General features: G+C 45.1%; 28 protein-coding genes and 2 pseudogenes. 14 read left to right on the top strand and 16 right to left on the bottom strand.

Features of this window, described 5'->3' with window-relative positions; genetic code table 11:
- Positions 1 to 179: 179 nt before the first annotated feature.
- Positions 180 to 803 carry a restriction endonuclease subunit S gene (locus ACTNEW_RS10515; protein ID WP_268804095.1) on the bottom strand — a complete coding sequence of 208 codons (624 nt, stop codon included), beginning with the start codon at positions 801 to 803 and terminating at the stop codon, positions 180 to 182.
- A gap of 1080 nt (positions 804 to 1883) precedes the next feature.
- Between ACTNEW_RS10515 and ACTNEW_RS10510 the strand changes: the two genes are divergently transcribed.
- From ACTNEW_RS10510 to ACTNEW_RS10445, 14 genes and pseudogenes are all read left to right on the top strand, one after another.
- Complete coding sequence (locus tag ACTNEW_RS10510) at positions 1884 to 3104, top strand: MFS transporter (protein ID WP_002584949.1); 1221 nt, start codon at positions 1884 to 1886, stop codon at positions 3102 to 3104.
- Between the two features lie 264 nt (positions 3105 to 3368).
- On the top strand, positions 3369 to 3554 hold the full coding sequence (locus ACTNEW_RS10505) for a cysteine-rich KTR domain-containing protein (protein WP_003431289.1): 186 nt from the start codon (positions 3369 to 3371) through the stop codon (positions 3552 to 3554).
- 16 nt (positions 3555 to 3570) lie between these two features.
- Positions 3571 to 4554, top strand: a complete 984-nt coding sequence (rlmN, locus tag ACTNEW_RS10500) for a 23S rRNA (adenine(2503)-C(2))-methyltransferase RlmN (RefSeq protein WP_002584956.1) — start codon at positions 3571 to 3573, stop codon at positions 4552 to 4554.
- A 473-nt stretch (positions 4555 to 5027) separates the two neighbouring features.
- Positions 5028 to 5258: a hypothetical protein gene (locus ACTNEW_RS10495; RefSeq protein ID WP_441060586.1), complete on the top strand. Its 231-nt coding sequence runs from the start codon at positions 5028 to 5030 to the stop codon at positions 5256 to 5258.
- A 14-nt stretch (positions 5259 to 5272) separates the two neighbouring features.
- Positions 5273 to 5497 (top strand): DUF5348 domain-containing protein, encoded by a 225-nt coding sequence (locus ACTNEW_RS10490; RefSeq protein WP_002584988.1) that lies wholly within the window; start codon positions 5273 to 5275, stop codon positions 5495 to 5497.
- 71 nt (positions 5498 to 5568) lie between these two features.
- Positions 5569 to 6045, top strand: coding sequence for a PcfB family protein (locus ACTNEW_RS10485; protein ID WP_058351589.1), 477 nt, complete (start codon positions 5569 to 5571; stop codon positions 6043 to 6045).
- Positions 6042 to 6338 (top strand): annotated as a pseudogene (locus tag ACTNEW_RS10480) (VirD4-like conjugal transfer protein, CD1115 family); the annotation flags it as partial. The gene ACTNEW_RS10485 and the pseudogene ACTNEW_RS10480, both read left to right, overlap by 4 nt.
- Positions 6339 to 6394: 56 nt before the next feature.
- A complete protein-coding gene (locus ACTNEW_RS10475) occupies positions 6395 to 8245 on the top strand; it encodes a recombinase family protein (RefSeq protein ID WP_015572847.1) in 1851 nt (616 codons plus the stop codon).
- A 78-nt stretch (positions 8246 to 8323) separates the two neighbouring features.
- A complete protein-coding gene (locus ACTNEW_RS10470; RefSeq protein ID WP_002584971.1) occupies positions 8324 to 8539 on the top strand; it encodes a transposon-encoded TnpW family protein in 216 nt (71 codons plus the stop codon).
- Between the two features lie 134 nt (positions 8540 to 8673).
- Positions 8674 to 8976, top strand: a complete 303-nt coding sequence (locus tag ACTNEW_RS10465) for a hypothetical protein (protein WP_002584970.1) — start codon at positions 8674 to 8676, stop codon at positions 8974 to 8976.
- A 168-nt stretch (positions 8977 to 9144) separates the two neighbouring features.
- On the top strand, positions 9145 to 9978 hold the full coding sequence (locus ACTNEW_RS10460) for a methyltransferase domain-containing protein (protein ID WP_441060583.1): 834 nt from the start codon (positions 9145 to 9147) through the stop codon (positions 9976 to 9978).
- A gap of 121 nt (positions 9979 to 10099) precedes the next feature.
- Positions 10100 to 10405 carry a DUF3847 domain-containing protein gene (locus ACTNEW_RS10455; RefSeq protein WP_002584968.1) on the top strand — a complete coding sequence of 102 codons (306 nt, stop codon included), beginning with the start codon at positions 10100 to 10102 and terminating at the stop codon, positions 10403 to 10405.
- A 239-nt stretch (positions 10406 to 10644) separates the two neighbouring features.
- Positions 10645 to 12159, top strand: coding sequence for a MobQ family relaxase (mobQ, locus tag ACTNEW_RS10450; protein ID WP_131743550.1), 1515 nt, complete (start codon positions 10645 to 10647; stop codon positions 12157 to 12159).
- A gap of 14 nt (positions 12160 to 12173) precedes the next feature.
- Positions 12174 to 13739, top strand: a pseudogene (locus tag ACTNEW_RS10445) (AAA family ATPase); the annotation flags it as partial.
- Here the strand turns inward: ACTNEW_RS10445 and ACTNEW_RS10440 are convergent.
- The 15 genes from ACTNEW_RS10440 to guaA all read right to left on the bottom strand — a co-directional run bounded on the left by ACTNEW_RS10440 (position 13622) and on the right by guaA (position 24121).
- Positions 13622 to 14608 (bottom strand): DUF6017 domain-containing protein, encoded by a 987-nt coding sequence (locus ACTNEW_RS10440; RefSeq protein WP_441060580.1) that lies wholly within the window; start codon positions 14606 to 14608, stop codon positions 13622 to 13624. The pseudogene ACTNEW_RS10445 and the gene ACTNEW_RS10440 sit on opposite strands and share 118 nt — an antisense overlap.
- Positions 14609 to 14818: 210 nt before the next feature.
- Entirely contained in the window at positions 14819 to 15181 is a 363-nt protein-coding gene (locus ACTNEW_RS10435; protein ID WP_002584990.1) for a hypothetical protein, read from the bottom strand.
- 257 nt (positions 15182 to 15438) lie between these two features.
- Positions 15439 to 15648 carry a DUF6219 family protein gene (locus tag ACTNEW_RS10430; RefSeq protein WP_009300563.1) on the bottom strand — a complete coding sequence of 70 codons (210 nt, stop codon included), beginning with the start codon at positions 15646 to 15648 and terminating at the stop codon, positions 15439 to 15441.
- Positions 15649 to 15723: 75 nt separating this feature from the next.
- Positions 15724 to 16248, bottom strand: coding sequence for a flavodoxin family protein (locus ACTNEW_RS10425; protein WP_008119059.1), 525 nt, complete (start codon positions 16246 to 16248; stop codon positions 15724 to 15726).
- 24 nt (positions 16249 to 16272) lie between these two features.
- Positions 16273 to 16830, bottom strand: coding sequence for a hypothetical protein (locus ACTNEW_RS10420; protein ID WP_044925306.1), 558 nt, complete (start codon positions 16828 to 16830; stop codon positions 16273 to 16275).
- A gap of 45 nt (positions 16831 to 16875) precedes the next feature.
- Positions 16876 to 17181, bottom strand: coding sequence for a hypothetical protein (locus ACTNEW_RS10415; protein WP_028087788.1), 306 nt, complete (start codon positions 17179 to 17181; stop codon positions 16876 to 16878).
- Positions 17182 to 17286: 105 nt separating this feature from the next.
- The gene (locus tag ACTNEW_RS10410; RefSeq protein WP_028087787.1) at positions 17287 to 18381 is read right to left on the bottom strand and encodes a DUF6017 domain-containing protein; all 1095 of its coding nucleotides are present in this window, start codon (positions 18379 to 18381) and stop codon (positions 17287 to 17289) included.
- A gap of 24 nt (positions 18382 to 18405) precedes the next feature.
- Positions 18406 to 19272: a ParB/RepB/Spo0J family partition protein gene (locus tag ACTNEW_RS10405; RefSeq protein WP_026650282.1), complete on the bottom strand. Its 867-nt coding sequence runs from the start codon at positions 19270 to 19272 to the stop codon at positions 18406 to 18408.
- Positions 19262 to 20068, bottom strand: a complete 807-nt coding sequence (locus ACTNEW_RS10400; RefSeq protein ID WP_026650281.1) for a ParA family protein — start codon at positions 20066 to 20068, stop codon at positions 19262 to 19264. Before ACTNEW_RS10400 ends, ACTNEW_RS10405 begins: the two co-directional genes overlap by 11 nt.
- Positions 20040 to 20432 (bottom strand): plasmid mobilization protein, encoded by a 393-nt coding sequence (locus ACTNEW_RS10395; RefSeq protein ID WP_044925303.1) that lies wholly within the window; start codon positions 20430 to 20432, stop codon positions 20040 to 20042. Before ACTNEW_RS10395 ends, ACTNEW_RS10400 begins: the two co-directional genes overlap by 29 nt.
- Before the next feature lie 3 nt (positions 20433 to 20435).
- On the bottom strand, positions 20436 to 21515 hold the full coding sequence (locus tag ACTNEW_RS10390) for a site-specific integrase (protein ID WP_024854000.1): 1080 nt from the start codon (positions 21513 to 21515) through the stop codon (positions 20436 to 20438).
- A 2-nt stretch (positions 21516 to 21517) separates the two neighbouring features.
- On the bottom strand, positions 21518 to 21715 hold the full coding sequence (locus ACTNEW_RS10385) for a hypothetical protein (RefSeq protein WP_024853999.1): 198 nt from the start codon (positions 21713 to 21715) through the stop codon (positions 21518 to 21520).
- Positions 21712 to 21930, bottom strand: coding sequence for a hypothetical protein (locus tag ACTNEW_RS10380; RefSeq protein ID WP_008393122.1), 219 nt, complete (start codon positions 21928 to 21930; stop codon positions 21712 to 21714). Before ACTNEW_RS10380 ends, ACTNEW_RS10385 begins: the two co-directional genes overlap by 4 nt.
- Positions 21923 to 22150: a hypothetical protein gene (locus ACTNEW_RS10375; protein ID WP_008705329.1), complete on the bottom strand. Its 228-nt coding sequence runs from the start codon at positions 22148 to 22150 to the stop codon at positions 21923 to 21925. The genes ACTNEW_RS10380 and ACTNEW_RS10375 overlap by 8 nt, the downstream gene beginning before the upstream one ends.
- 426 nt (positions 22151 to 22576) lie before the next feature.
- Positions 22577 to 24121 carry a glutamine-hydrolyzing GMP synthase gene (guaA, locus tag ACTNEW_RS10370; protein ID WP_441060578.1) on the bottom strand — a complete coding sequence of 515 codons (1545 nt, stop codon included), beginning with the start codon at positions 24119 to 24121 and terminating at the stop codon, positions 22577 to 22579.
- Positions 24122 to 24286 lie beyond the last annotated feature (165 nt).

Raw genomic sequence — 24286 nt, 5'->3', positions numbered from 1 at the left:
CAAATGATTATGAAGAACTGTATCGTAGAATCTAGAAAGACGAATTGCTGATGGCAAGTTAAGATGAGGAAAACCTCATTTTAACTTGTACTAAATCTTGACATAGGACCATGATGAGTCAGATAGTCTTCGATATCTTCCTCAAATCGTTTCTCTTTTACATCAAAATCAGACATGAGCTACACCTCCTTTTTGCCTGTGACAACTTCGTAAATGAGGGATTTTTTGTATTCTTGATATTTCTTAATAAGTTTATTTCTTTTATCAATCTCAACTTCAATATGATTTACCTTATCAGTTATGTAATCAGCTATTTTCTTCTGCTCATCATATGGTGGAATAGGAATATAAAAATTCAAAAACTTATCTGCTTGTAGTCTCCATCTTCCCATACCACTTACACCTTGTCCTAATCCATAAAAAATTCGTGCACTATAACACATTTGCATCATATACAAATAATACTTTGGACACATACCATTCTTATCATTTAATACAAAAACCCTATAATCAGGACTTGTAACTCCTTCGTACTTTGAAATATCTACCCAACCGGTCAGCAAATCCATATGATTCATTGCGAAATCACCTTTATGGACTAACTGATAATTTGCATAGCTATTTGCAAACTGTCCTTCATTGTTAGAAAAATCTTTAGGAATTATTCCTCTTTGTGTAATTGACAAAACAGTATGTCCTTCTTCTCCTGCAATATCTTTCTGAATATGGAATACATACTTTAATCTTTTCATTTCCCAATTTATAGGAATATTTCCAAACCATACACTTCCGCTATCCTTCATCTCTACATCTGGATTTATTCCACTGGTTAGGTCAGTTTACAAGGAACTACACGCAGACCGTGAAACGGGCTGCTGACAACAAACGGCGCTATGCTCCCGGCTGGGTGCATAGCACCTGTTTGTTGCGGGGGTTTCCAAAGGGGGCAGCGCCCCATTTGGCACACGACTTTGCGGAGCAAAGTGTAGTGTGTTATACGCTCTGTCGGCGTTGCCCTGAAAATACCGTTGCCGCCGGGGAGGGCAAGGGCATTTGACGCGGCAGGAAAGCAGGGCTTTGTTTGGGGCTGGTAAGCCGGAAACAAAGGGCTGATTTCAGCAGCAGACAGGGCGTATTATGAAAGCCCCCGTCCCTCGTCCTCCGCCCCCGGCCTATGGGACAAAAAGTCCCAAAGCTCTGGACACCGTGACCAGATGTGTGGCCACACTCCGGGAAAAGTAGCAGGACGGCAGGAAACCGTCAAGGCTGAAATGAATGGGCTGACGCCCGGCCTTGACCGTTCCCCGCCGCCCCGCTGGATGGGTGGACAAGGTGGCCAATCCCTAAAAGTGTTTGGCCGCACTCGTTCATTTTGGGGCCTTTCTTCTCCCAAAATTGAAATGGGCGGGAAAGCCCTAAAATGGCTTTCCCGCCTTGATTACCCATTAGCAAAGACGGGCGAGACTGTCAACGGCGGCGCTGAAAGCGCCGTTCATCTTGACCGTTGACTGGCTCGCCTGGCTTTGCTACTGCCCGTAAGAGATGGAAAAACAAGATGGAAAACAAGGTTAAAAATGGTTGACAAGTCTATCGGATGTGTGTTATACTGTGCGACAGTTTGAGATTGGAAGGAGGCTTACGTGTGTTAATTTGTGTACGCTAATAAGCAATAAAAAGTAGAAGTACCTTTCCACATGATGGTGGGCTTTTTTTGCGTGCGTATGCAAAGGAACACGTAGGTTTGACACGAGCAGTCTTTGAACTGTATCGTGGTGTTTTTTCGTGCTTTGTTGTTATGCAGGCGTCTGCCCTCTCTGTGGGACAACGCCTGCTTTTTATTGCAGAAACAAAGGAACAATGCAATAAAAAAGGAGGTTCGCATTATGACCCAAAACAACAATTCATGGAGAAAAACTTATTTTACACTTCTTGCCGGACAAGCAATATCCTTTATTAGCAGCGGTATTTTGCAAATGGCCATTATCTTTTATTTGGTTGCGAAAACTAATTCTGCAATCATATTGACGGCGGCAACACTGATTGGATTTTTGCCGCAAGCCTGTTTAGGCCCGTTTGCAGGTGCTTTTGTTGACCGGCACAGCCGTAAAAGCGTAATGATTGGTGCGGATTTGATAATTGCCGCCGCTGGCGGTATTCTGGCGCTGGTGGCGTTTTACATGGAATTGCCCGTATGGTCTATTATGGTTGTCCTGTTAATCCGAAGTGCGGGAACTGCTTTTCATTCTCCAGCATTCAGCGCAGCAACACCTATGATTGTGCCAAAAGAGGAACTTACAAAATGCGCTGGTTACACGCAGACCATGCAAGCAGTAAGTGCGATTATCAGTCCAGCTGCCGCAGCGTTTTTATATGCTGTTTGGCCTCTTAATGCAATTATATTGTTAGATATTGTGGGTGCAATCCTTGCCTGTGTGACTGTTGCGATTTCGTCCATACCAACGCCTGAACTATGTCCAGAAACGAAAAGACAACAGTTTTTACAGGATATGAAAGAGGGGTATGTGGTATTAAAGCAAAACAGGGGCCTCTTTGCTCTGCTCTGGATTGGTGTAATTTATATGTTCTTTTATATGCCAATCAGTACGCTTTTTCCTCTCATCTGTATGTCATACTTCAAAGGAACACCGGCCCATGCCTCTGCCGCTGAAATTGCTTTTGCGGTTGGTATGCTGCTTGGCGGAGTCATTCTGAGCATTTGGGGCGGTTTTAAGAAACGGCGGTACACCATCGGTCTTTCCGTTCTCCTGATGGGCGTTAGCAATATGCTCTCCGGGCTTTTGCCGCCAGACGCATTTCTTGTCTTTGTTGTGTGCTGTACTGTTATGGGAATTTCCGCTCCATTTTACGGTGTGCAAAATGCGATTTTTCAAGAAACGGTCAAACCAGAATATCTGGGGAGAGTTTTTTCTCTACTGACAAGCGCCGCTTCCCTCGCCATGCCGTTTGGCCTTGTCATTTCCGGGCCTCTGGCGGAGCGGCTGGGAGTTGAGAAATGGTTTGTCATTTGCGGAATTGGCATTATCATCGTTGCGCTTGCCGTATTTTTACTACCCGGTTTGAGAGAGATTGACAATACGCAATAATCAACTGCACCTTTTTCTATTACTAAACAAAATGCCTGGATAAGCATTGAAAAAAAGGATTTTCCCATTTTCAACATGGGCTTTTTTGTCATGCTTATTTTGCGGATGCTATACAAAAAACTAACGACGTATAGATATAGTATTGACATAGTGCAAGCTATGCCTTAGTTTTGTTGTACTGCTCTGTGCATTATAAATGCAGGTCAATGCTCATGTTGAGGATTGACCTGCATTTTTTTGTGTAAAAAGGACGAGTGAAATATAATGCTTAAAAAATATTGGATAAAATGTCCGATTTGTAACGGAAAGACGAGAGTTCAAGTATTTCATAATACTGTATTAAAAGATTTTCCTCTTTTCTGCCCTAAATGCAAATTGACGCATATCATTGATGTAGAAAAATTAGAGATTGTAATCAAAAATACAGAAAAACAAACTTTTATTATTTAGAAGAAAGGATATAAAAATGAAACGTTTACCTAAATATACGCCTGCGGAAGTACGGAATGATCCATACGGATTTACTTACAAAGAAATGTCGGAAGTTATTGGCGAGAATGAAGCAAAAGCCTTATATGAAGAATTATATAAGCAATTACCACGCAAAAAAAATCTATCAATGTTGGTAAAAAATATTTGCAAAAGCAGTGATACTGAAAAGTATGTTTACGAACTGAAAGACAACAAATACATTGAAACGGTTTTTATCAAGCGGCGAGATGGTGGAACTGTTTGCGTGAGCACACAAGTCGGTTGTCCTGTTGGTTGTATTTTTTGTGAGTCCGGGCGAAATGGCTTTGTTCGTAATCTAACATCGTCAGAAATCGTACAACAGATTATATTGTTGCGTCGAAAAGTAAACCGTATCGTTTTTATGGGTATGGGAGAGCCTTTATTCAATTATGACAACTTGATAAAAGCAATCCATATTCTCCGAGATAGATATGGGCTCAACTTTCCAACCGACGGCATTACCATATCAACAGTTGGTCCGGTCGATCAATTAAAAAAATTGCGCGAGGAACATCTTAAAATTCAGTTGACAATATCTTTACACGCAGCAACACAATCTGCAAGAAATCGTATTATTCCTCACATGCGCATATATGCTATTGAAGATGTTGTTAAGCAAGCCTTATCCTATTCTGAAAGGCATAATCGCAAAATTGTCTTTGCGTATTTGCTTTTACCGGGTATAAATGACCGGCCCTCAGATGTAAGACAACTTGCAAAATGGTTTCGGGGCAAAAAAGTTATGATTAACGTGTTACAATACAACCCAACAAGCAATTCAAGAATTAAAGCACCACAGAAACGGGAAATAGTTGCATTCAAACATCAATTAGAGCAAGCAGGACTTGAAGTTACTATGAGAGTTTCTCATGGCAGAGAGATTAACGCGGCTTGTGGACAGTTAGCTAACACATATAATAAATTCAAAAAAAAATGATTAAAAGTGCCAGACGCATAGACGCAGAGCCGATAACGCATTAGGTCAAAAAACCTATGTGTTATCGGCTTTTTTATTTAATATTGCGCAAAAGCCGCTGTTCCCTATTATAGAATGGATTGCGGGTAGTGTATTAAAGTCGCCCTTTTTTAAGGATACGGCGGTATCGGGGAGGTATCGCCGTGTCCATTTTTATTTACTGTAACCCGCCTAATGCTTTGCGGTCAAAAAAAGCTATGCTCCGCAAGCGGGATATTCCGGCTATGAATGTGAACTGTCAATACATTTAGCTACTGCTTACATTTCCTTTGCGCCCGTCCGCGTCTTGCGGACGGGCGCATTTTGCTTTTTTCAACTTTTTTCTGAAAAGCGCACTCAAGAGCCATCTCCCGAACGGGTACGGAGCGAAAGGGGCAGAGAGGACAAGCCCTTAACTCCCGTCCTCTACTCCACGCGGGAAGGAGGTGAACTCTATGGAGCTATCTTCTTCCGACAAGGAAAGAATACAACATCAGTACGACGCATTAGCAAAGAAAACTTTGGTCGGCGAAGCGAAAAGCCACCGCCGCACTCTTGCGAAACGCGCAGCACGCGAAGTTACTTTTTCGGATTTGAGCGAAAGCGAACTCGCGCAGCTTTTCACAACGGACGAATACTACTATACCGCCCTTGTCGCTCACGACATGGCGACAGGCAAAATCTAAAGGAGGATTACCACATGGCACAGAAAACAGGAGCTTTGATTTTTGACGAACAGACCGACCGCTACGACATTCGCTTTGACATTGCCGACTATTACGGCGGCTTGCATTGCGGAGAGTGTTTCGACGTATTCACAGGCGGCAAATGGAAGCCGACCCGCATTGAAATGAGCGCGGCGCAGGAATGGTACCTTGTGGGTATCCGCGCCGAGGATTTGAACGGCTTGCGCGTCCGTATCTAAAGCTTATGGGCGGCTACCGCAGCGGCGTACCACCCTAACACTATCAGACTACCGCGAAAGGAGGACGGTAAATGCAAGATGAAATCAACGAAAAGACCATAGCCCTTTACATCAAGACCGGGAAGCTGACCGCGCAGACACTTCAAAAGGCTATGAAAACGCTGCTTGCACAGATGAAGAAGCAGAAAGACAAAACGCCGCAGGGCAAGCAGACCTTAAAGCAGCTTATGAAGCAGAACGCGGGAGTTTCCAACATTGAGATTACCGAGGGCAATATCAAAGCCTTTGAGAGTACGGCGAAAAAGTACGGTATCGACTTTGCGCTGAAAAAGGACACGACGGAAAACCCGCCCCGCTACCTTGTGTTTTTCAAAGGCCGCGACGCTGACGTGCTGACCGCAGCCTTTAAGGAGTTTTCCGCAAAGAAGCTGACACAGGAGAAAAAGCCCTCTATCCGCAAGCTGCTTTCCTCTCTGAAAGAAAAGGCGGCGGGCTTGAACGCGCAGCGGGACAAGGTAAAGAACAAGGACAGGGAGGTATCGCTATGAAGCAGGAAGTCAAAAAGCTGCTTATCCTCAACCTGCCCTATCTGCTCTTTGTCTATCTGTTTGACAAGATAGGCGCAGCAATACGCCTTACCCCCGGCGCAGACGCAAGCGAAAAGCTCTTGCAGCTTGGGACGGGCTTTGCCGCCGCCTTTTCCAGTATCGCGCCGAGCCTGCACCCCGCCGATCTGCTTATCGGCATTGCGGGGGCGGTCATTATCCGGCTTGCCGTTTACATGAAAGGCAAGAACGCGAAGAAGTACCGAAAAGGCATGGAATACGGTTCTGCACGTTGGAGTGCATAATTTTAAGTGTAAAGGAAGCCTATATGGACGCACAGGAGGTTATGCACATGACTGATTATAGTAAAATTACAGCCCTTTACTCCCGCCTTTCCGTGGGCGACGAGGACAGGGACGGCGGTGAGAGTAACTCGATACAGAACCAAAAAATCTTTTTGGAGAACTACGCCAGAGGGCAGCACTTAACCAATATCCGGCACTACATTGACGATGACGAAAGCGGCAGATTTTTTGACCGTTCTGCCTACTCCCGCATGATGGACGATGTAGAGAACGGGAAAATCGGTGTCTGCATTATGAAAGACCTGACACGCTGGGGGCGTGACTATCTCCAAGTCGGCAATGCGATGGAGATATTCAGACGGAACAATGTGCGCTTTATCGCAGTCAACAACGGGATAGACAGCGAAAAGCCCGATACATTGGAGTTTGCGCCCTTTATCAACATCATGTCGGAGTGGTACGCAAAGGACATCAGCAAGAAAGTAAAGACCGGCATTAAGACGAAGGGCATGAGTGGAAAGCCGATTGCCACCGAAGCCCCCTATGGCTATGTCAAATCCCCGGACAACAAGGATTTTTGGATTATCGACGAGGAAGCCGCCGGAGTTGTTCGTTTGATTTTTCGCCTGTTTCTGGACGGAAAAAACCGAAACCAAATTGCCGTATATCTCACGCAGGCGCAAATCCCAACGCCCACATTCTACATGAAAGAGCGCGGGCGGGGAACCTGTAAAAACAGGGCGCTCAATGAGGCCAACCGCTATAAGTGGAACAAAGCCACCCTGACCCATATCCTCACACGGCAGGAGTATTGCGGTGATGTTGTCAACTTCAAGACCACAAAGCACTTCCGCGACAAGCGGAACCACTATGTAGACCGGAGCCAATGGCAGATAACCGAAAATGTGCATGAGCCGATTATTGACCGCACCGACTTTGAAACCGTACAGCGGATTTTGGAAAATGCGCCCGTCAAACGCCCCAACGGGGACGGGGAAATCCACCCTTTGTCGGGCTTGCTTTTCTGTAAGGATTGCGGTGCGAAAATGCACATTCGCATAGATTATCGGAATGGCGGCAAGCGTCATGTTGCCTATTGCAGCGAGTACCACAAGGGAAAAGCCAAAAACCCCAAATGCAATTCCCCGCACATCATTGACGCGGATTTGCTCATGCAGACCATCGCGGAAGTGCTGAAGAAAATCGAGGACTATTCTATCAGCAACTGGGCGGAATTTGAAGCCTTAGTGAAAAAGAACCTTGCCATGCAGCAGACCGACAAGACCAAGAAACAGCAGAAGCGTATCCCGCAAATCACGACGCGCCTTGAACAGATTGACAAGGTGCTGAACAAGCTCTATGAGGACAACGCCCTCGGCACGATCCCGCAAGACCGCTATGAGCAAATGTCGCAGAAGTATTCAGAAGAATACTATGCGCTGAAAGCGGAGCTTGCCGAGCTGCAAGAGCAGCTATCCGCTTTTGAGAACGCGGGCGGACGGGCGCAGAAGTTTTTGAAGCTGACGGAACGCTACGCTGCCTTTACCGACCTGACCCCCGCCATTCTCAACGAGTTTATCAGCCGGATTGAAGTGCATGAGCGCGACAAGAAAAGGGCAAAACAAGCCATTCAGCACATCGGGATATATTTCAACTATATCGGCAAATTTGAGAACGAAGTGACACAGCTTACAGAGCCAACGGAGCAGGAAATCCGGCAAATGCGGGAGGAAATCGAAGAAGCCAAAAAGGAAAAGAGCCGCGCCTATCACCGGCAGTATTCAAGGGAGTACCGGGCGCGAAACCTTGAAAAGCAGCGGGAGTATGACCGTATCAAGGCGCGGGAATACCGGGCAAGGAGAAAGGCGCAGACCGCCGCCGCACAGCCCGCACAGTAAAACAGAATAACCGACAACCAAGAGGGATTTTCCGGCTACGGGAAGTCCCTCTTTTGCGCCCGGAGAAAGGAGCCGCCTATGACAGAACAGAACGGGACGCCCACCGCGCCCCGGAACCCCGACAGTATTATCACGACGCAGAGAAACGGGCAGACTATTGTTGCGGAGTTATTTTTCAATCACAGCAGCACAGAAACATTCCGCGACAAGCTGCTCAAGACGATACTTGCCGACAGTTCGTGTTTATCTGCGTCTGACGGTCAAGAGCCGGAAAAATCGGAAATCTTGCGATAACAGCCGCCCCGACGATACATTCCACGTCCGGGCGGTTTTTATCGTCAAAAACGCCGTTTTCTCCAAGTCAAGAGCCGGAGAAAACACCCGAAAAATGCCCCTATTGCGTAACAGGGGCACAGAAAGGAGTTTGCATGAGAACAGGGCTTACCAAGCAGGAAAAGACCACCGATATTTGGTTTGACGAGAAAGACCCCCTTATCCATATCCGCACCCACAACACCGCCTTGAAAAAGCGTCTGCTTGCATACAGCCGCCGTTATCCGGCGATCTGCCAGCAGACTGACGCAGACCCGGAAACGGGCTGCATGGAGTTTGACATTGAGAAAGGCCGCTTCTCTTTCCGTCTGACCGCCCCATACAGCGAGGAACGGCGGGCGGTATGCCAGAGAGAGCAACGTCGCCGACAGGCTGAAATAGAGTTGAAATGTTCATAGTTTTGTGCTATACTTTTTCTAAAAGCAGAGTAATACTGCGGAATTGATTGGAGGACAACACAATGGTTACATTTATGAGATTAAGATAAAACCGCGAGTTATGTTGCGGTTATCCATATTGCATAACTCGCTTATTGAAGCAGAGATGTAATTACGGAGGAAAAACAAATGAATAATAATTTATCACGCTTTGCAGACAGCAAGGTTTATTTTCAATGCCCAATTTGCACAAAATCAATGGATATACAAGGCAATAGCCTAATTTGTAGACATGGACATTGCTTTGATATTTCAAGATATGGGTATGTAAATTTGTTGTTAAAATCATCGCCCAAAACCAAGTACAGCAAGCGGTCTTTTGACAACCGGCACCAAATTTTGGAGTATGGCATGTATGATGTTGTGTTGGAGAAAATCATACAGTTTATTTCTGATACGCCATCTATAAGAAACATTTTAGATGTTGGTTGCGGCGAGGGTTTCTATGCAAGGCAGATACAGCAAAGAACAGAACGAAACATCTTTGCCTTTGACTTGTCAAGGGAGGCAATACAGATTGCATCAAAAAAAGACAAGCGCAAAGCAGTGAAGTGGTTTGTTACTGACTTATCAAAAATCCCTTTGAAAGACGGAAGTATGGATTGTATTTTAGACATATTTTCGCCTGCACACTACAAAGAATTTCAGCGATTGCTATCTCCTAACGGATATGTTGTGAAAGTAATTCCTACGAAAAATCATTTGAGGGAAATCAGGACTAAAGTGCAAGCACACTTGAAAAATCCAGATTATTCAAATGAGTCTGTCGTTGAATATTTTGAGAAATATCTTAAAACCATTTCAAGAGAAACGGTTTCAGCCACCGTACAGTTGTCATCAGAACAAAGAATGTCGTTTATTGAAATGACGCCGCTTCTCTTTTGCGTTGAAAAAGATTGCGTTGATTGGCGTACTCTCACACATTTGACAATCGAAGCTGATGTTTTAATAGGAATGTATTAAAGGGCGTATTGATATTTAATATTCCCATTTATTGAGCAGAACGGAGTAAACCAAACACCCTAATCAAAAGGACAGCCGAGGAAATCGACTGTCCTTTTTCTATGCCGACAGGTAGAAAGGAGTGACCACCCATGACGAAACCGAGAGAAAAAAACGCGAGGAATTGCAAGCCGAGATTGAGGACGGGAAGAAGAAAATCCGGCAGCTTGAAAATCGGGAAAAGGTGTTGCGGCAAAAGTTATCCCAAGAGGAACGCAGGACGCGCAGCCATCGGCTGATCGTCCGGGGTGCGGTCTTTGAGAGCATTGTGCCAGAAGCAAAGACCATGACCGACGAAGAAGCCGCCGCCTTTCTCCGGCTTGCCCTGACGAGCGAGGAAGCGCGGGGCTATCTGAAAAAACGCACCGAGGGCGGGAAAAGCGAATAATCCCTTTGGTACAAAGGGCGCACTTATACACCCTTACGGGTGCGTGCGCTCTGCCGAGGGCTTGTCGGCACAGAGAGAAAGCCGCTTGCTTCCCTCTCTGACCGACATTGGCGGCTTTGCCGCAACAAGGGGCTGCACCCCTTGCGCCGCTTACGCGGCTATCCCTGCACACCCACAAAAACAGTATACCCGCCTTTGGCGTCTGTACCATTTTTGCGGGTTTTCATTTTATCCGGGAGGTGATACCCATAGCCATCTATCATTGTAATATCAGCATTGTCAGCCGGGGCAAGGGCAAATCAGCCGTTGCCGCAGCCGCCTACCGAAGCGGCGAAAAGCTGACAAATGAGTGGGACGGAATGACACACGACTACACCCGCAAAGGCGGTGTTGTCCATACGGAAATTATGCTGCCACCCCACGCCCCGCCCTCTTTCTCTGACCGTTCAACCTTGTGGAACAGCGTGGAGCTTTACGAGAAAGCCGGGAACGCCCAGCTTGCCAGAGAGATTGACGCGGCGCTCCCCATAGAGTTATCCAGAGAGGAACAAATCCGACTTGTCCGGGAATACTGTTCCTCTCAATTTGTTTCCAGAGGAATGTGCGTTGATTATGCCATTCACGACACCGGCAAGGGCAATCCCCATTGTCACATCATGCTTACCATGCGCCCCCTTGACGAGCGCGGCGCATGGGCGGCAAAGTCCCAAAAGGAATATGACCTTGATGAAAACGGCGAGCGTATCCGCTTGCCAAGCGGCAGATACAAGACGCACAAAGTTGACCTGACCGGCTGGAACGACAAGGGCAACGCCCTCTTGTGGCGTAAGGCATGGGCGGATATTTCAAACGCCTACCTTGAACGAGCCGGAAGCCCGGAGCGTATCGACCACCGCAGCAACGCCGAGCGCGGCATTGGCGAGATACCCACCGTCCACATGGGCGTGGCGGCTTGCCAGATGGAGAAGAAAGGTATTGCCACCGAGAAAGGCGAACTGAACCGGAATATCCAAAAGGCAAACCGCCTTATACGGGAAATCCGAGCGCAGATTGGAAAGCTCAAAGAATGGATTGCCGACCTGTTCAAAGCGTGGGAAACCGCCCCGGAACAGCCGCAACAATCCCCCGGCCTTGCAAATCTGCTGATGAAGTATTTGAGCGTTCAGAGAGAAAAGAGCCGGAAGTATTCGCAGCGTTGGCAACAACAGCACACAGCCGATGAACTGAAAACCATAGCGGCAGCGGTCAACTATCTGACCGAGCATGGTATCTCTACCCTTGATGAGCTGGACGCAGCCCTTTCCTCTGTCAGCGAACAGGCCGACACTATCCGGGCAGGAATGAAAACCGCCGAGGAACGCATGAAGAAGCTGCAAAAGCTGATTGAATACGGGAAGAACTACACCGAGTACAAGCCCGTTCACGATGAGCTGAAAAAGCTGCAAAACGGCTGGACAAACAAGCGCGACAAGTACGAGGAAGCCCACCGCGCCGAGTTGACCCTATGGAACGCAGCAAGCCGCTATCTCCATGCAAATCTGCCGAAAGGAACAAAGACCTTGCCTATTGCGGAATGGGAACAGGAATATGCCGACCTCAAAACACAGAGGGACAGCGATTATGCCAAACTGAAAGATACCCGCGCCGATGTTTCCGAACTTCAAAAAATCCGCAAATGCGTGGATATTGCACTCCGCGCCGACCAGCCGGAGCAGACACAGACCCGCACAAAGCGGCACGACATAGACCGATGAAAGGAGTGAGTTTTTTGTACTACACCCAAGAACAGATAGACCGGGCGAACCAAGCCGACCTTGTTTTGTTCCTGCAATCGCAGGGGGAACCGCTGGAACGCGCCGGACAGGAATACCGATGGAAACGGCACGACAGCTTGACCGTCCGGGGCAACAAGTGGTATCGCCACAGCCAGAGCAAGGGCGGCGGCCCCATTGATTTTGTCATGGAGTTTTTTGGCAAGAGTTTTACCGAAGCCGTTGAACTTCTCACAGGAGAAAAGGGAGCCGCACCGCCGCCGGATAGACCAAGCTCCGCGCCCCTCTCCGACTTCCGGCTACCGCCCCGCAGCCCCGACAACCGAACAGCGAGGAACTACCTCACAGCCGCCCGCCGCATTGATGAAGATGTGACGGGCTTTTTCTTTGCCAGCGGCGATATTTACGAGGACGCAGCCCACCACAACGCCGTATTTGTGGGGCGGGACGAGGACGGAATACCGCGCTACGCCCACAGCAAGGGAACGGCGGGAAACTTCCGCCTTGATGTGAAAGGCAGCGACAAAGCCTTTAACTTCTGCTACCGGGGCGAGGGCGAAAGAGTGTTTGTCTTTGAAGCCCCCGTTGACCTGCTTTCTTTCCTCTGCCTGTTCAAAAAGGATTGGCAGAAGCAAAGCTACCTGTCATTGGGCGGCGTGGGAGAAAAAGCCCTGCTCCGCTTTCTCTCTGACCGTCCGAACATCAAGACCGTTTATCTCTGCCTTGACAGCGACGAAGCCGGAAACGACGCTTGCAGCCGCCTTGTGAAGCTCATGCCGGAGGGCTACACCGTCCACCGGCTTATCCCTCTTTTCAAGGATTGGAACGAGGTATTGCAGCACCGGGCAGAAATCACAGACGGGAAGTATTTGCGAGAAGCGGTCTACGGCTTGAAAGAGCCGCCGCAGGAAGAAACCGTTGAGATTATCCGCATGAGCGAGGTGGACACGCAGACCGTCGAATGGTTATGGGAGCCGTATATCCCCTTTGGGAAAGTAACCATTGTGCAGGGCAACCCCGGCGAGGGCAAGACCACCTTTGCCCTACGCCTTGCCGCCGCTTGTACCAACCGCAAGCCGTTCCCCCACATGGCAGTGCATGAGCCGTTCAATGTGATTTACCAGACTGCCGAGGACGGTTTGGGCGACACCATCAAGCCCCGCCTTATGGAAGCCGAAGCAGACCTTGACCGCATTCTTGTCATTGACGAGAGCAAGCAGGGGCTTTCCCTGTCCGATGAGCGCATAGAGAGAGCTATCCGACAGACCGGGGCGCGGCTGATTATCCTTGACCCCATACAGGCGTATGTGGGCGAGAAAACCGACATGAACAAGGCCAACGAGATACGCCCCATGTTCCGCCGCCTTGCCGAGATTGCCGAGCGTACCGGGTGCGCCGTTATCCTAATCGGACACCTCAACAAAGCCGCCGGAGGACAGAGCGCCTACCGGGGTTTAGGCTCCATCGACTTCCGCGCCGCAGCAAGGAGCGTCCTGCTGATCGGGCGCGTGAAACGGGAACCGAATGTGCGCGTTATCGTCCATGACAAATCTTCTCTTGCGTCAATGGTATTCGGCGCATTGAACAGCACCGCTTTAAGGTACTGTTTGATGTTGCGGATTTTGGTGGTATTCTCTTTCATGCAGTCAAAGACAAATTCAATGTGACTGCTGTTGAGCTTCATAAACTTTGCCTTGACAAGCTCTGCCGGGTAATCGTCCCCGGCGATACGGATTGTCTTTCTCTTGCTGCATACCGTTTCAAGGATAATCGAAACAATTTCGTCCAGACGGTCTTTGTCTACCTGCCCGTAGCGTACAAAATGGTCGTACTCGATATTGTCCTTGATGATTTCCTCATAAACGCTGTATGCGTCTGTCGCTTCCTTTCGTTTCCGTTCCGGCGGCTCTGCCGCTTCCCCGTCGTAAGGCAAGGGATTTAGGGAATGGATAGGAATGGAATCGGTACTTGATAAATCTATATTTGATTTTTCTTTTTTGGGTAAGTTAGTCTTTTGTATATCTTTATTTAATTGCGTTGGATTTTCCAACGTAGGTTTTTTCTGCGTAGGTTTTTCCAACGTTGGATTATCCAATGTTGGATTTTCCAATGTAGGTAAATCCGATACAGGCGGGGTCTGCGGCTGCTCAAAAATCACATAATCTGCGCCGCGCAAGCGTCCTTTCTCGTCGCGTTCCCTTGAACGCACGATATACCCGGCGCGTTCCAGTTCCTTAACGGCTTCCCGGATAGCGTCGATTTTCTCCCGGTTGATAAAGGACAGCCCCGCAAGGGTGTAGTCCCAATCCTCTGGCAAGGACAGCATTTGCGATAACAGCCCTTTTGCCTTTAGGGATAGCTCCTTATTGCGTAAGTGGTGGTTGCTCATAACCGTATAGCCCTTGTTGCGCTCCACTCTGAAAACTGCCATAGCTTCATCACTCCTTTGCTGCATACCTGTTACGCAATAGAAACGCGATTTTGAGGGTTTAGGTATCAATCCCTTATCCGCTGAAAACCGCGTCCGCAAAGCCGCGTAAATCAAGGGCTTTTTCATGCCTACTGCGTAACAAAGGGCATGAAAAAAGCGGCGTTCCTGTTCTTCCTTGTGGGAAGTGAGAAACGCCGCCTGTGCGGTGCGTTATTCTGCTTCTTCGGCTATGAGGTCTTGTATGACTTCGCCAAAGTCTGCCGTAAAGGAAAAAATGAAGTATTCCAAAACGGCGGGGTCTGCGTCCATAGGCTCGGCTTCCTCGGAAAAGGGCAAGCCCATAAGCCCATAGAGCATTTTTATGATTTTGAACAGCTTCCCCCGGTCGGCGGGGGTGTTCATGGTAACAAGTACGTCGGTCAAGCGGTTTACGGTTTCCATGTCGCCGCCTGTCGTTACCCATACCATTTCTGCGAATGGCTGCGTGATTGCTCCGGTTACAAGGTTTACCTTATCCTTGCTGATTTCGCCGGACGGGAGTATAATACCCTTGTCTAAAAGTACGTTTTTCATGTCGTCCTCCTATAATTTGTGGTGCCAAAATGGTGCCCGGTCTTACAAAATCATCTTATACGGAGATATGGCAAGATAAATGACGATATGCAGAAAACCTTGATTTTAAGCCATTTTCGCGAGGTTTTATAAACACTTGCGCGGGCTTATAAGAAGATTTCCGTCTATCAAATCAATAAAAAAAAGATGCCAGGATTTCTCCTGACACCATAGTGACTATGCCAACTTCGTGCCCACTGGGCACAAGGTTGATTGTATTATTCTTCATTTCCTAATGATATTGGTTCTTTCTTTGTTTTCTTGTTTTTAGATATCATCTTATGACCTGTGTAAATAGCCATAATCATACAAAGCAAAGAACTTGCCGCAAAATATTTATGGCTTGATTTTGAACCTTTATATCCGCTATAAAAAGTTCCTAGCATCGTTATCAATGCTCCGACAGACCAATATTCATGAGCTTTCATTCTAACATCTCCCTTTGTGTTAATTTTAATATGTACCGTTTGATGAAATATGCAAACAGGAATTTGGAACGTGCTTTATAAATTTTTTCCGATCCCCTCAAGTTCGTTCATGGAATCCTTGTTTTTTTCAAGTTCATCTCTGGCTGTTGCATAATATGATTTTTTGAAAAGCATATCCCATGAAAGATATTTTGCCATACAGTCAAACTGCTTATCAATCAGCTCATACTGGATACTGTCTACGGGAGAACCGCCTACAACAATCGTGCCAACTTTTTTATTTTTTAACTGCAATCCACGGCAGTAGCACTTATCAATGATAAGTTTCAATTGTGCTGACATTCCCCACCAATAAACTGGTGTAGCAAAAAGAATCATATCTGCGGCAGCAATTTTATCAATTGTAGGATTTGTATCATCCTTATCGACGCATCCCTTAGAGCATTGACAGACACCACATCCCTTGCATGGTGCAATGTTGAGTTTGTCAGGTTCAATGATTTCAATTTCATTCTTTTCTGATGCTCCTTTTATAAATGCATTGATTGCTGTCAGCGTGTTTCCTTTTCTGGCACTTCCATTAATGATTACAATTTTCATGCGTGTATCCTCCAACTTCCGATTTCATGATATCATTTCTAATACAGATTTTACCGTATTTTTCAGATTCAGTCCATCTTTTAATCCCAGTCGATAGAAAAATTCTTCTGTTTCTGCTCCACTGCTAAAAATTGCATTACAGTATTCCGTAATCACTTCTTCCTGTTCTTGGGATAACGTTTCCAGTAATTTCTGGTATTTCTTATCAATCTCACTTACTGGCTCTTTATCCTGCTTTAACTTCCATTCTGAATATGCTTTCCCCATATGCTCTGTAATTGTCAGATTCACAAATTCCTGCACTTCCTCGGATATGGTGCTCGCAGATTCCTGTTTATCTTTCTTTTTATCATTTGATTTTTCAAGTGTCGTGTCATCAATATAACGAATGATTTCTCGAATATTTGACTTCATCGACTGCAGATATCCTTTCATCAGCACAGCTACTTTTCTAGCATCCGATTTTTCGGTTTCTTTTTCCAGCATATAAAACTCTTCCAGTTCTTTCAGAATATCCATCCCTGCTTTCATCTGAAATTCCACCTCAAGCAAATCATCCATCACTTTATATAATTCTTCCATTGTTTATTTCTGCCTTTCCATATAGCGCCACTATATTTTCCACAATCATCCAAAAATAAATTCCTGTAATCCACATTTCACAACTTCAATTACTGCAACTATCCCCATACCGATATGTGGGAGTAGAACAAACACTACTGTCGTAATAATCGCTGATTTCATTGTCCAGTCCGTACTGATTCCAAACCCAATACTCAAAACTTCTGTCACAACAGAGATTCCGGCTATCAGATAGCAGAATCCAGCAGATAACCCAACCAGGAACACCAGCACAATATTCACCGCTGCAAGTACCAGCCAAACAGGAGCTGCAATAATTCGAAATGGCAGTTTTATCATAAATCTCAACATAATTCTTCCTCCTACTTTGTGCCCAGTGGACACAAGGTTATTTTAGCATATCTGCCAGATATGACTATCTCTTTTTAAACTTCGTGCCCAGTGGGCACAAAGTTCTTACCTGTCTGGAATATCCTTCCCCCAGTACATGTCATGTCGAACTTCAGCATCATAAAACTGATTGATTGTTGCAGGAGCGTTATACAATACCGTCAGCATATACTGCCGGATATTCTTCACTTTGCTTGTACTCCTGTCAAGACTGAAAAACACATACTGGATGTGTTCATACCCGACTTTGAGCAAACGGCTCTTGACCACTTGTGTAGGCACAGCTTCCCCATTGATCTGTTGATATGTCTTTGTCGAACATATTGCATCCAGCATCAGCTCTACCAGCTCTTCTACTCGTCCAGTTCCATAGCTCTGACAAAGGATCTCATATTCGATATTATCATGAATTAACTGTCGATACTCATTTCTCTCCTGTATCCTATCTCTCCCTTTCTCTTGTTCAGATAGATATTGATAAGATTCATTCTCACTAAATTCAGTATAATTATATTCAGTATTATTACAGTTTGTTTTTGAAACTTCTTGAAGTTTGTTTTCTAAACTTCTTGAAGTTTGTTTTTCAAACTCCTTGAAGTTTGTTTTTGAAACTTCTTGAAGTTTATTTTTCAAACTTCCTGAAGTTTGTTTTTCAAACTTCTGTGTATTTACGGGCTTTTCCGGCTCTTTTTTCGCATATTCTTCTATTTCTGTCTCTGTATTTTCTTTTCTCTCTGCTACATTTTCCGGTGTTTCTTCCGAATCAAAGATTGCTGGCTCATCTGGATATTCTGTCAGGCTGAAATTTTTCACGTAAATAACATTTGTTTTTCCAAGTCCGATTCGCCTCTTCTCAATCAATCCAATCCCTTTTTCCTGATCCAGCTCTTTTAGACAATTCACAGCCTTATTCCTGCCACAGTTAAGCATTTCCATAATCTCTTCCACCGAAAAGAAAATATATGCCCTGTCCTCTTCATCAAACCACCGGTTCTTGATGGACAGTGACATCCGGTCTAACATCAGTCCGTACAGCACCTTTGCTTCGCAGGAGAGATTTTTAAAATATTCACTTGTAAACAGCAGTTTGGGAATACGATAAAAACTGTACATATCGCATTCCATTCCTTGAAAATAATGGAATGTTGCTCTTATACTCATGACACATCCCTCCCTTCGTACTTATCAATGATTCTGATTGCTCCATTCCTCCAAAAGCTGACATATAACAGTCCGTATCTTCTGTTCATCATACTCTGGAGGAAAATACTTCTTAATTTCATCCTGTTTTAATGTTACCGTTGTTTTCTTTTTACGCTCTCCTATAACCAGGAGCCGCACAATCTCTTTTGTCAGCGTTTTTTCTTCTCGATGTTGCCTTATTTTTTTTGCCTGTTCCAGACTTGGATATTTTCCGGTACTCTCATGCACTTCCTCCACCATCTCCTGTTCTGGAACCGTAAGGTAGGAAAGCTCTACACCTACCTGCAATCCGATCACATCACGATCTACTGCGTTTAATAGGTCATTCATCAGATAAGTAAGCCGGATATAGCGATACACCTGCCTTGCACTGTCATTTGCGTTCTTTCCAATGTCTTTCGCACTGATACCGCCTGATGTTCCCTGATGATTCATTGCTTCCATCTTCATACGGTAAGCAAATGCCTTTTCACTTGGGAGTATATTAGGTCTCTGCAGATTGCTGTCTACCATCGCACGGACAGCTGTATCTTGATCCATATTTCTGATAATAACCGGAACCTCTTTAAGACCAGCAAGTTGTGCCGCATGTCTCCTTCTGTGACCGGCGATGATTTCATATTCACCATCACCCAGCGGTCGTACCAGTAATGCTGTAAGAATTCCCTCTTCTTTCACACTTTCCACCAGTTCCGCCATTGCCTCATCATCATTTACTTGAAATGGATGGTTCTCGAAAGAATGTAAATGCTCAAGTGAAACCTGCTGGATATCGTTCGTTTCTTCTCCTCCTCCAAGTAATTCATCATAAGATGTCAGTTTTATCTTCGATGCACTTCTACCTTTCATCCAAAAGCACCTCCTGTGTCATCTGCCAATATGCAGCCGCTACTTTTCCTTTTGGATCATGCTCAAATATGCTGATTCCTTCCGCACTGATTTCAGCTGCTCGTACTGAAAATGGAATACTCTGTGGAAAAATCTTAATCTGGTTTCCATATGTATCAAAAATCAGATCAGATATATCTCTTGCATAGTTCGTTCGGTTATCCACCATTGTGATCAATATACCTCCAATTTTCAGTTGTTTGTTAAGCTGTCTTCGCACCTTTCCTATCGTCCGTATCAGCTGTTCTAGACCCTTTACAGGAAGATAAGCCGCCTGGACAGGTATAATAACTGCATCGACACTGGCAAGTGCATTGATCGTCAGCATTCCAAGTGATGGCATACAGTCAATCAATATATAGTCGTATTCTTCTCTCATTCTTTCTATATATTGTTTTAAGACAAGTTCCCTGCTCATAATATTTACAAGTGAAACTTCCATTCCAGAGAGTTCGATGTTTGCCGGAATCAAATCAATTCCTTCCTGGTGATGTAAAATTCCCAGTGTATTTTCAAATAGTTCATCTTCTACAATCTTTGTCAGAATAGTAGCCAGTGTGATTGGTAATTCATCTGGGTTATGATACCCAAGACTTGCTGTCATACTTCCCTGCGGATCATTGTCAATCACAAGCACTTTCTTCCCTGCTTTTGCAAGTCCGACTGCCAGATTCACGCAACTTGTTGTCTTGCCAACCCCGCCTTTTTGTGAACACAATGCCAGCACTTTACAATCCTTCATTACTTTCTCTTCCATCCTTTTTATCCTCCCATAAATAACTTGAACCTTTCAGCATCCATAATGCTGCTTCCAAAAATGCAAGATACCGTTCTGTCATACTATCAAGAACCGGTTCTGAAATAACTGGTTTTTCAGACTTCAAATCTTTTGCCACATCCTCCAAAACCAAACTCATTTCCTTCATTTCTGACCGGATAATCTCAATTGTTTCTTTCTTTCCAACAACACATACATGATTGTAAATGCATGATCGGACGATATAATCCTGTTTTTTCATTCCGCTCACTTTCACTCGTTCTTCAATTGTTGCTTTTTCATAAGAATTCACCCGAAAAGAAATGGTCGTTGTGTTGTGTTTTCCATGTCTGTCACCAGCCATCGCTTATTCCTCCTCTTCCTCATGTTTCTTATCTAGCAAACCTGCTAATTTACTCTGTGTAGACGGATACAGATGTGAATAAGTGTTCAACGTGGTTTCCACCTTTTCATGTCCAAGGCGTTCTGCAATCTCCAATGGAGCCACCCCCATATCAACCAGCATACTGGCATGGGAATGGCGGAGATCATGAAGTCGTATCCGCTTTACACCAGACCGCTCGATTCCGGTAGCCATACAATGTTCCATATGCGATTTGGTAAACCGAAAAAGTCTTTCCTTTTTCATAATTCCATACAAATGACTGCAATACTCCCGAAATTCCTCTGCAAGAAAATCCGGCATCGTAATCACACGGATACTCTTTGGAGTTTTCGGCTGCGTGATCATATCCTTTCCTTTCAGTCTCTGATAAGATTTATTGATTGATATGGTTTTCTCTTCAAGATTGATGTCATTATAAGTAAGTGCAAGCAATTCACCGATACGCATTCCGGTCCAGTACAACAAAAGAAACGCCATTCTTGTCTCCGGCTTATCACTTACTGTCTCCAGAAAAGCATTGAACTCTTCCTGCATCCAGAAGTCCTTCGGTTCTCCTTTACTCTTGCCAATCGCTCCTGCCTTCCTGCAGGGATTATCCTGCAGGTTATAATACCGCATTGCATAATTGAAGATTGCAGTCAGCTGGCAGTTCACTGTTTTCAGATAAGTAGGAGAATATCCTTTTCCATTCTTATCCTTATACGTCAGCAACTCATTCTGCCATGCACGGACGTCTGCCACCGTAATTTCACTGAGAATCTTCTTTTCAAAATAAGGCTTGATTTTCAGGTCAATAATATATCGCTTCGTGTACATAGTGTTTTCTCTGAGACGGACATCCATATCTTTGTAATAAATCTCCAGAAAATTTCCAAATTCAATATCCACACCCTGGCTCTGCTGTTGCAGGAAATCTCTTTCCCATTCTTTAGCTTCACCCTTGGTCCTGAATCCTCTTTTCTGTTTTCTTTTCCGATTTCCCTGCCAGTCTTTGTAATAGACCTGTACTTTCCAGTTTTTTCCTTCTTTGTAAACCCCCATTGCTAATCCTCGACTTTCATGCCATAAATCTTTTCTGCCAGGAATTTCGTAGAGATTTTTCCAGCTACTACAATATAGCCTTTTGCCTTCAATTCTTTGTTGTATTCTCGCATCAGACTATATGCATAAGTTTTTGAAACTCCAAGAATTGCACACACATCATCCACATCCATATACATTTTTTCCTGCATCATACTCATACCGCTTTATCCTCCTTCAAATACTGCTCAACATGTTCCAGACCATAGATCTTGTCCTCTACATAGCGGGTTGGCACCCGACCGAGAATCACATAATAGTTCTTGCTTGCCAGATCGGCATTCATTCTTTCCACTACCCGGTAAGCAAACGAAACTGATAATCCAAAGAGTTCTGCAATGTCTTCCACTGATAAATACATTTTTCTCTTACGCATGAAACCATTCCTTTCCCTCTTCCTGTGGAATCTCACAAGTATCTTCTACTCCGTAGAAACGCTTCACAAAATACTTTGTCGGAACTTTTCCTCTAAGCGTCAGGTAGCCCTGTTCTTCCAGTTCCTTGTTCAGATTTCCGATGATTTCATAAGCCGATGTCTGTTTTACTTCCAGAAGTTCACATATATCGGCTGCCTTTAAAAATAATTTATTCTGCATAATCAGTACCTCCTCTGTTTTGAATATTTATCTCTTCATATACTCTGTACTGGCAGATGCAAAATCGGACATCATTTTCCGAAATTTATCAAATTTTCTTGTTTTTTAATTCTCCATCAGTGTGATTACTGTGTCATGGAGTTTAAGCTCATCGAAAGTAAAGAACCTTTCTGTGGTATCTGTTTTCTAAATGCAGGCAACAAAAAAACAGTCTGCCTTGACGAAAATCACTTCAATCAAAACAAACTGTTCTTCATATTTACTCTAATTTTATTTTATGAGAATAACCGATTTCACGAAATTTGCAGGTGAATCTGGAATATAAACAAGAGAAAAAAATAATTTTTAAACTCCATTTGCACTCCATTTGGTCTTTTCGACACCCCGCAAAGCCTTTATTTATGGGCTTTTCCGCGATTTTTCAAGCTACTCAAACTCAATTGTAGCCGGTGGTTTCCCCGTGCAGTCATAAAGTACTCTGTTCACGTGTTTCACTTCGTTCACGATCCTGCTGGTCGTTTTTCCGATTACTTCCCACGGGATTTCTGCGCTCTCGGCGGTCATGAAATCGGTGGTGGTCACGGCTCTCAGAGCGATGGCATAATCATAGGTTCTCTCGTCACCCATGACACCGACGGATCTCATATTGGTCAGGGCTGCGAAATACTGGTTTACTTTCTTGTCCCAGCCGGCTTTGGCGATTTCTTCACGCCAGATGGCATCGGCTTCCTGGACCATTTTTACTTTTTCAGCAGTGATTTCACCGATGATACGGATACCAAGTCCAGGACCCGGGAACGGCTGACGGAATACAAGGTAATCCGGGATGCCAAGTTCCAGACCGGCTTTGCGCACTTCGTCCTTGAACAGGTTGCGCAGAGGCTCGATGATTTCTTTGAAATCTACATAGTCAGGAAGGCCTCCCACATTGTGGTGGGATTTGATGACGGTAGATTCGCCGCCTACACCGCTCTCAACTACGTCCGGATAAATCGTACCCTGTACAAGGAAATCTACAGCACCGATTTTTTTGGCTTCTTCTTCAAATACACGAATGAATTCCTCACCGATGATCTTACGTTTTTTCTCCGGCTCAGTCACACCGGCAAGCTTGCTGTAGAATCTTTCCTGGGCATTGACACGGATAAAGTTCAGATCATACGGACCTTCCGGGCCAAAAACAGCTTCTACTTCATCACCTTCGTCTTTTCTGAGAAGGCCATGATCTACAAATACACAGGTCAGCTGATTGCCGACTGCTTTTGACAGAAGAACTGCTGCAACAGAAGAATCCACACCGCCGGACAGGGCACAGAGAACCTTGCCGCTGCCTACTTTTTCACGAATAGATTTGATGGAATCTTCTACAAAAGAATCCATTTTCCAGTCACCGGCACAGCCGCAGACATTGTAAACAAAGTTGGAAAGCATCTTGGTTCCTTCCTGCGTATGAAGAACTTCTGGATGGAACTGGATTGCATAAAGATTCTTATCTATATTCTCCATACCTGCTACTGGGCAGTCATTGGTCCATGCAGAAATCTCAAATCCCGGTGCAGCCTTGGAAATATAATCATTGTGGCTCATCCAGCAAATGGTTTTCGGAGATACATTCGTAAAGAGTTTGGAATTGGTATCCACGTTTACTTCAATCTTACCATACTCGCGGACAGGCGCTTTTTCAACCTTGCCACCAAGAAGGTGCATCATCAGCTGAGCGCCATAGCAGATTCCAAGAATCGGAACTCCCAGTTCAAAAATTTCTTTTGTATAGGTCGGAGAATCCGGCTCGTAACAGCTGTTCGGTCCGCCTGTAAAGATAATTCCCTTAGGCTGGATATCTTTAATTTTCTGAATGTCTGTCTTGTAGGAATAAATTTCACAATATACATTGCATTCTCTGACACGGCGTGCAATCAGCTGATTATACTGTCCACCAAAGTCAAGTACAACAACGGTCTCTCTCTTCATCGTCTTCCTCCTAAAAGTAGTTGTGCCGCAGGAAAGAGGTTTCTGCTGCATTTCTTTTTATTCTTATACTGTTTCTGCAATCATTATAAGGGAGCTCCGAAAATTTTACAACATTTTTTTAAAACCGTTTGCTTCTATTGTTTTATTGCAGTTTTATTGCAGTTT

Source organism: Blautia sp. HCP3S3_G3 (assembly GCF_052063365.1).
Classification (GTDB): domain Bacteria; phylum Bacillota; class Clostridia; order Lachnospirales; family Lachnospiraceae; genus Blautia_A.
The sequence above is the reverse complement of the archived record's forward strand: the minus strand, read 5'-3'. Positions and strand labels throughout refer to the sequence as shown.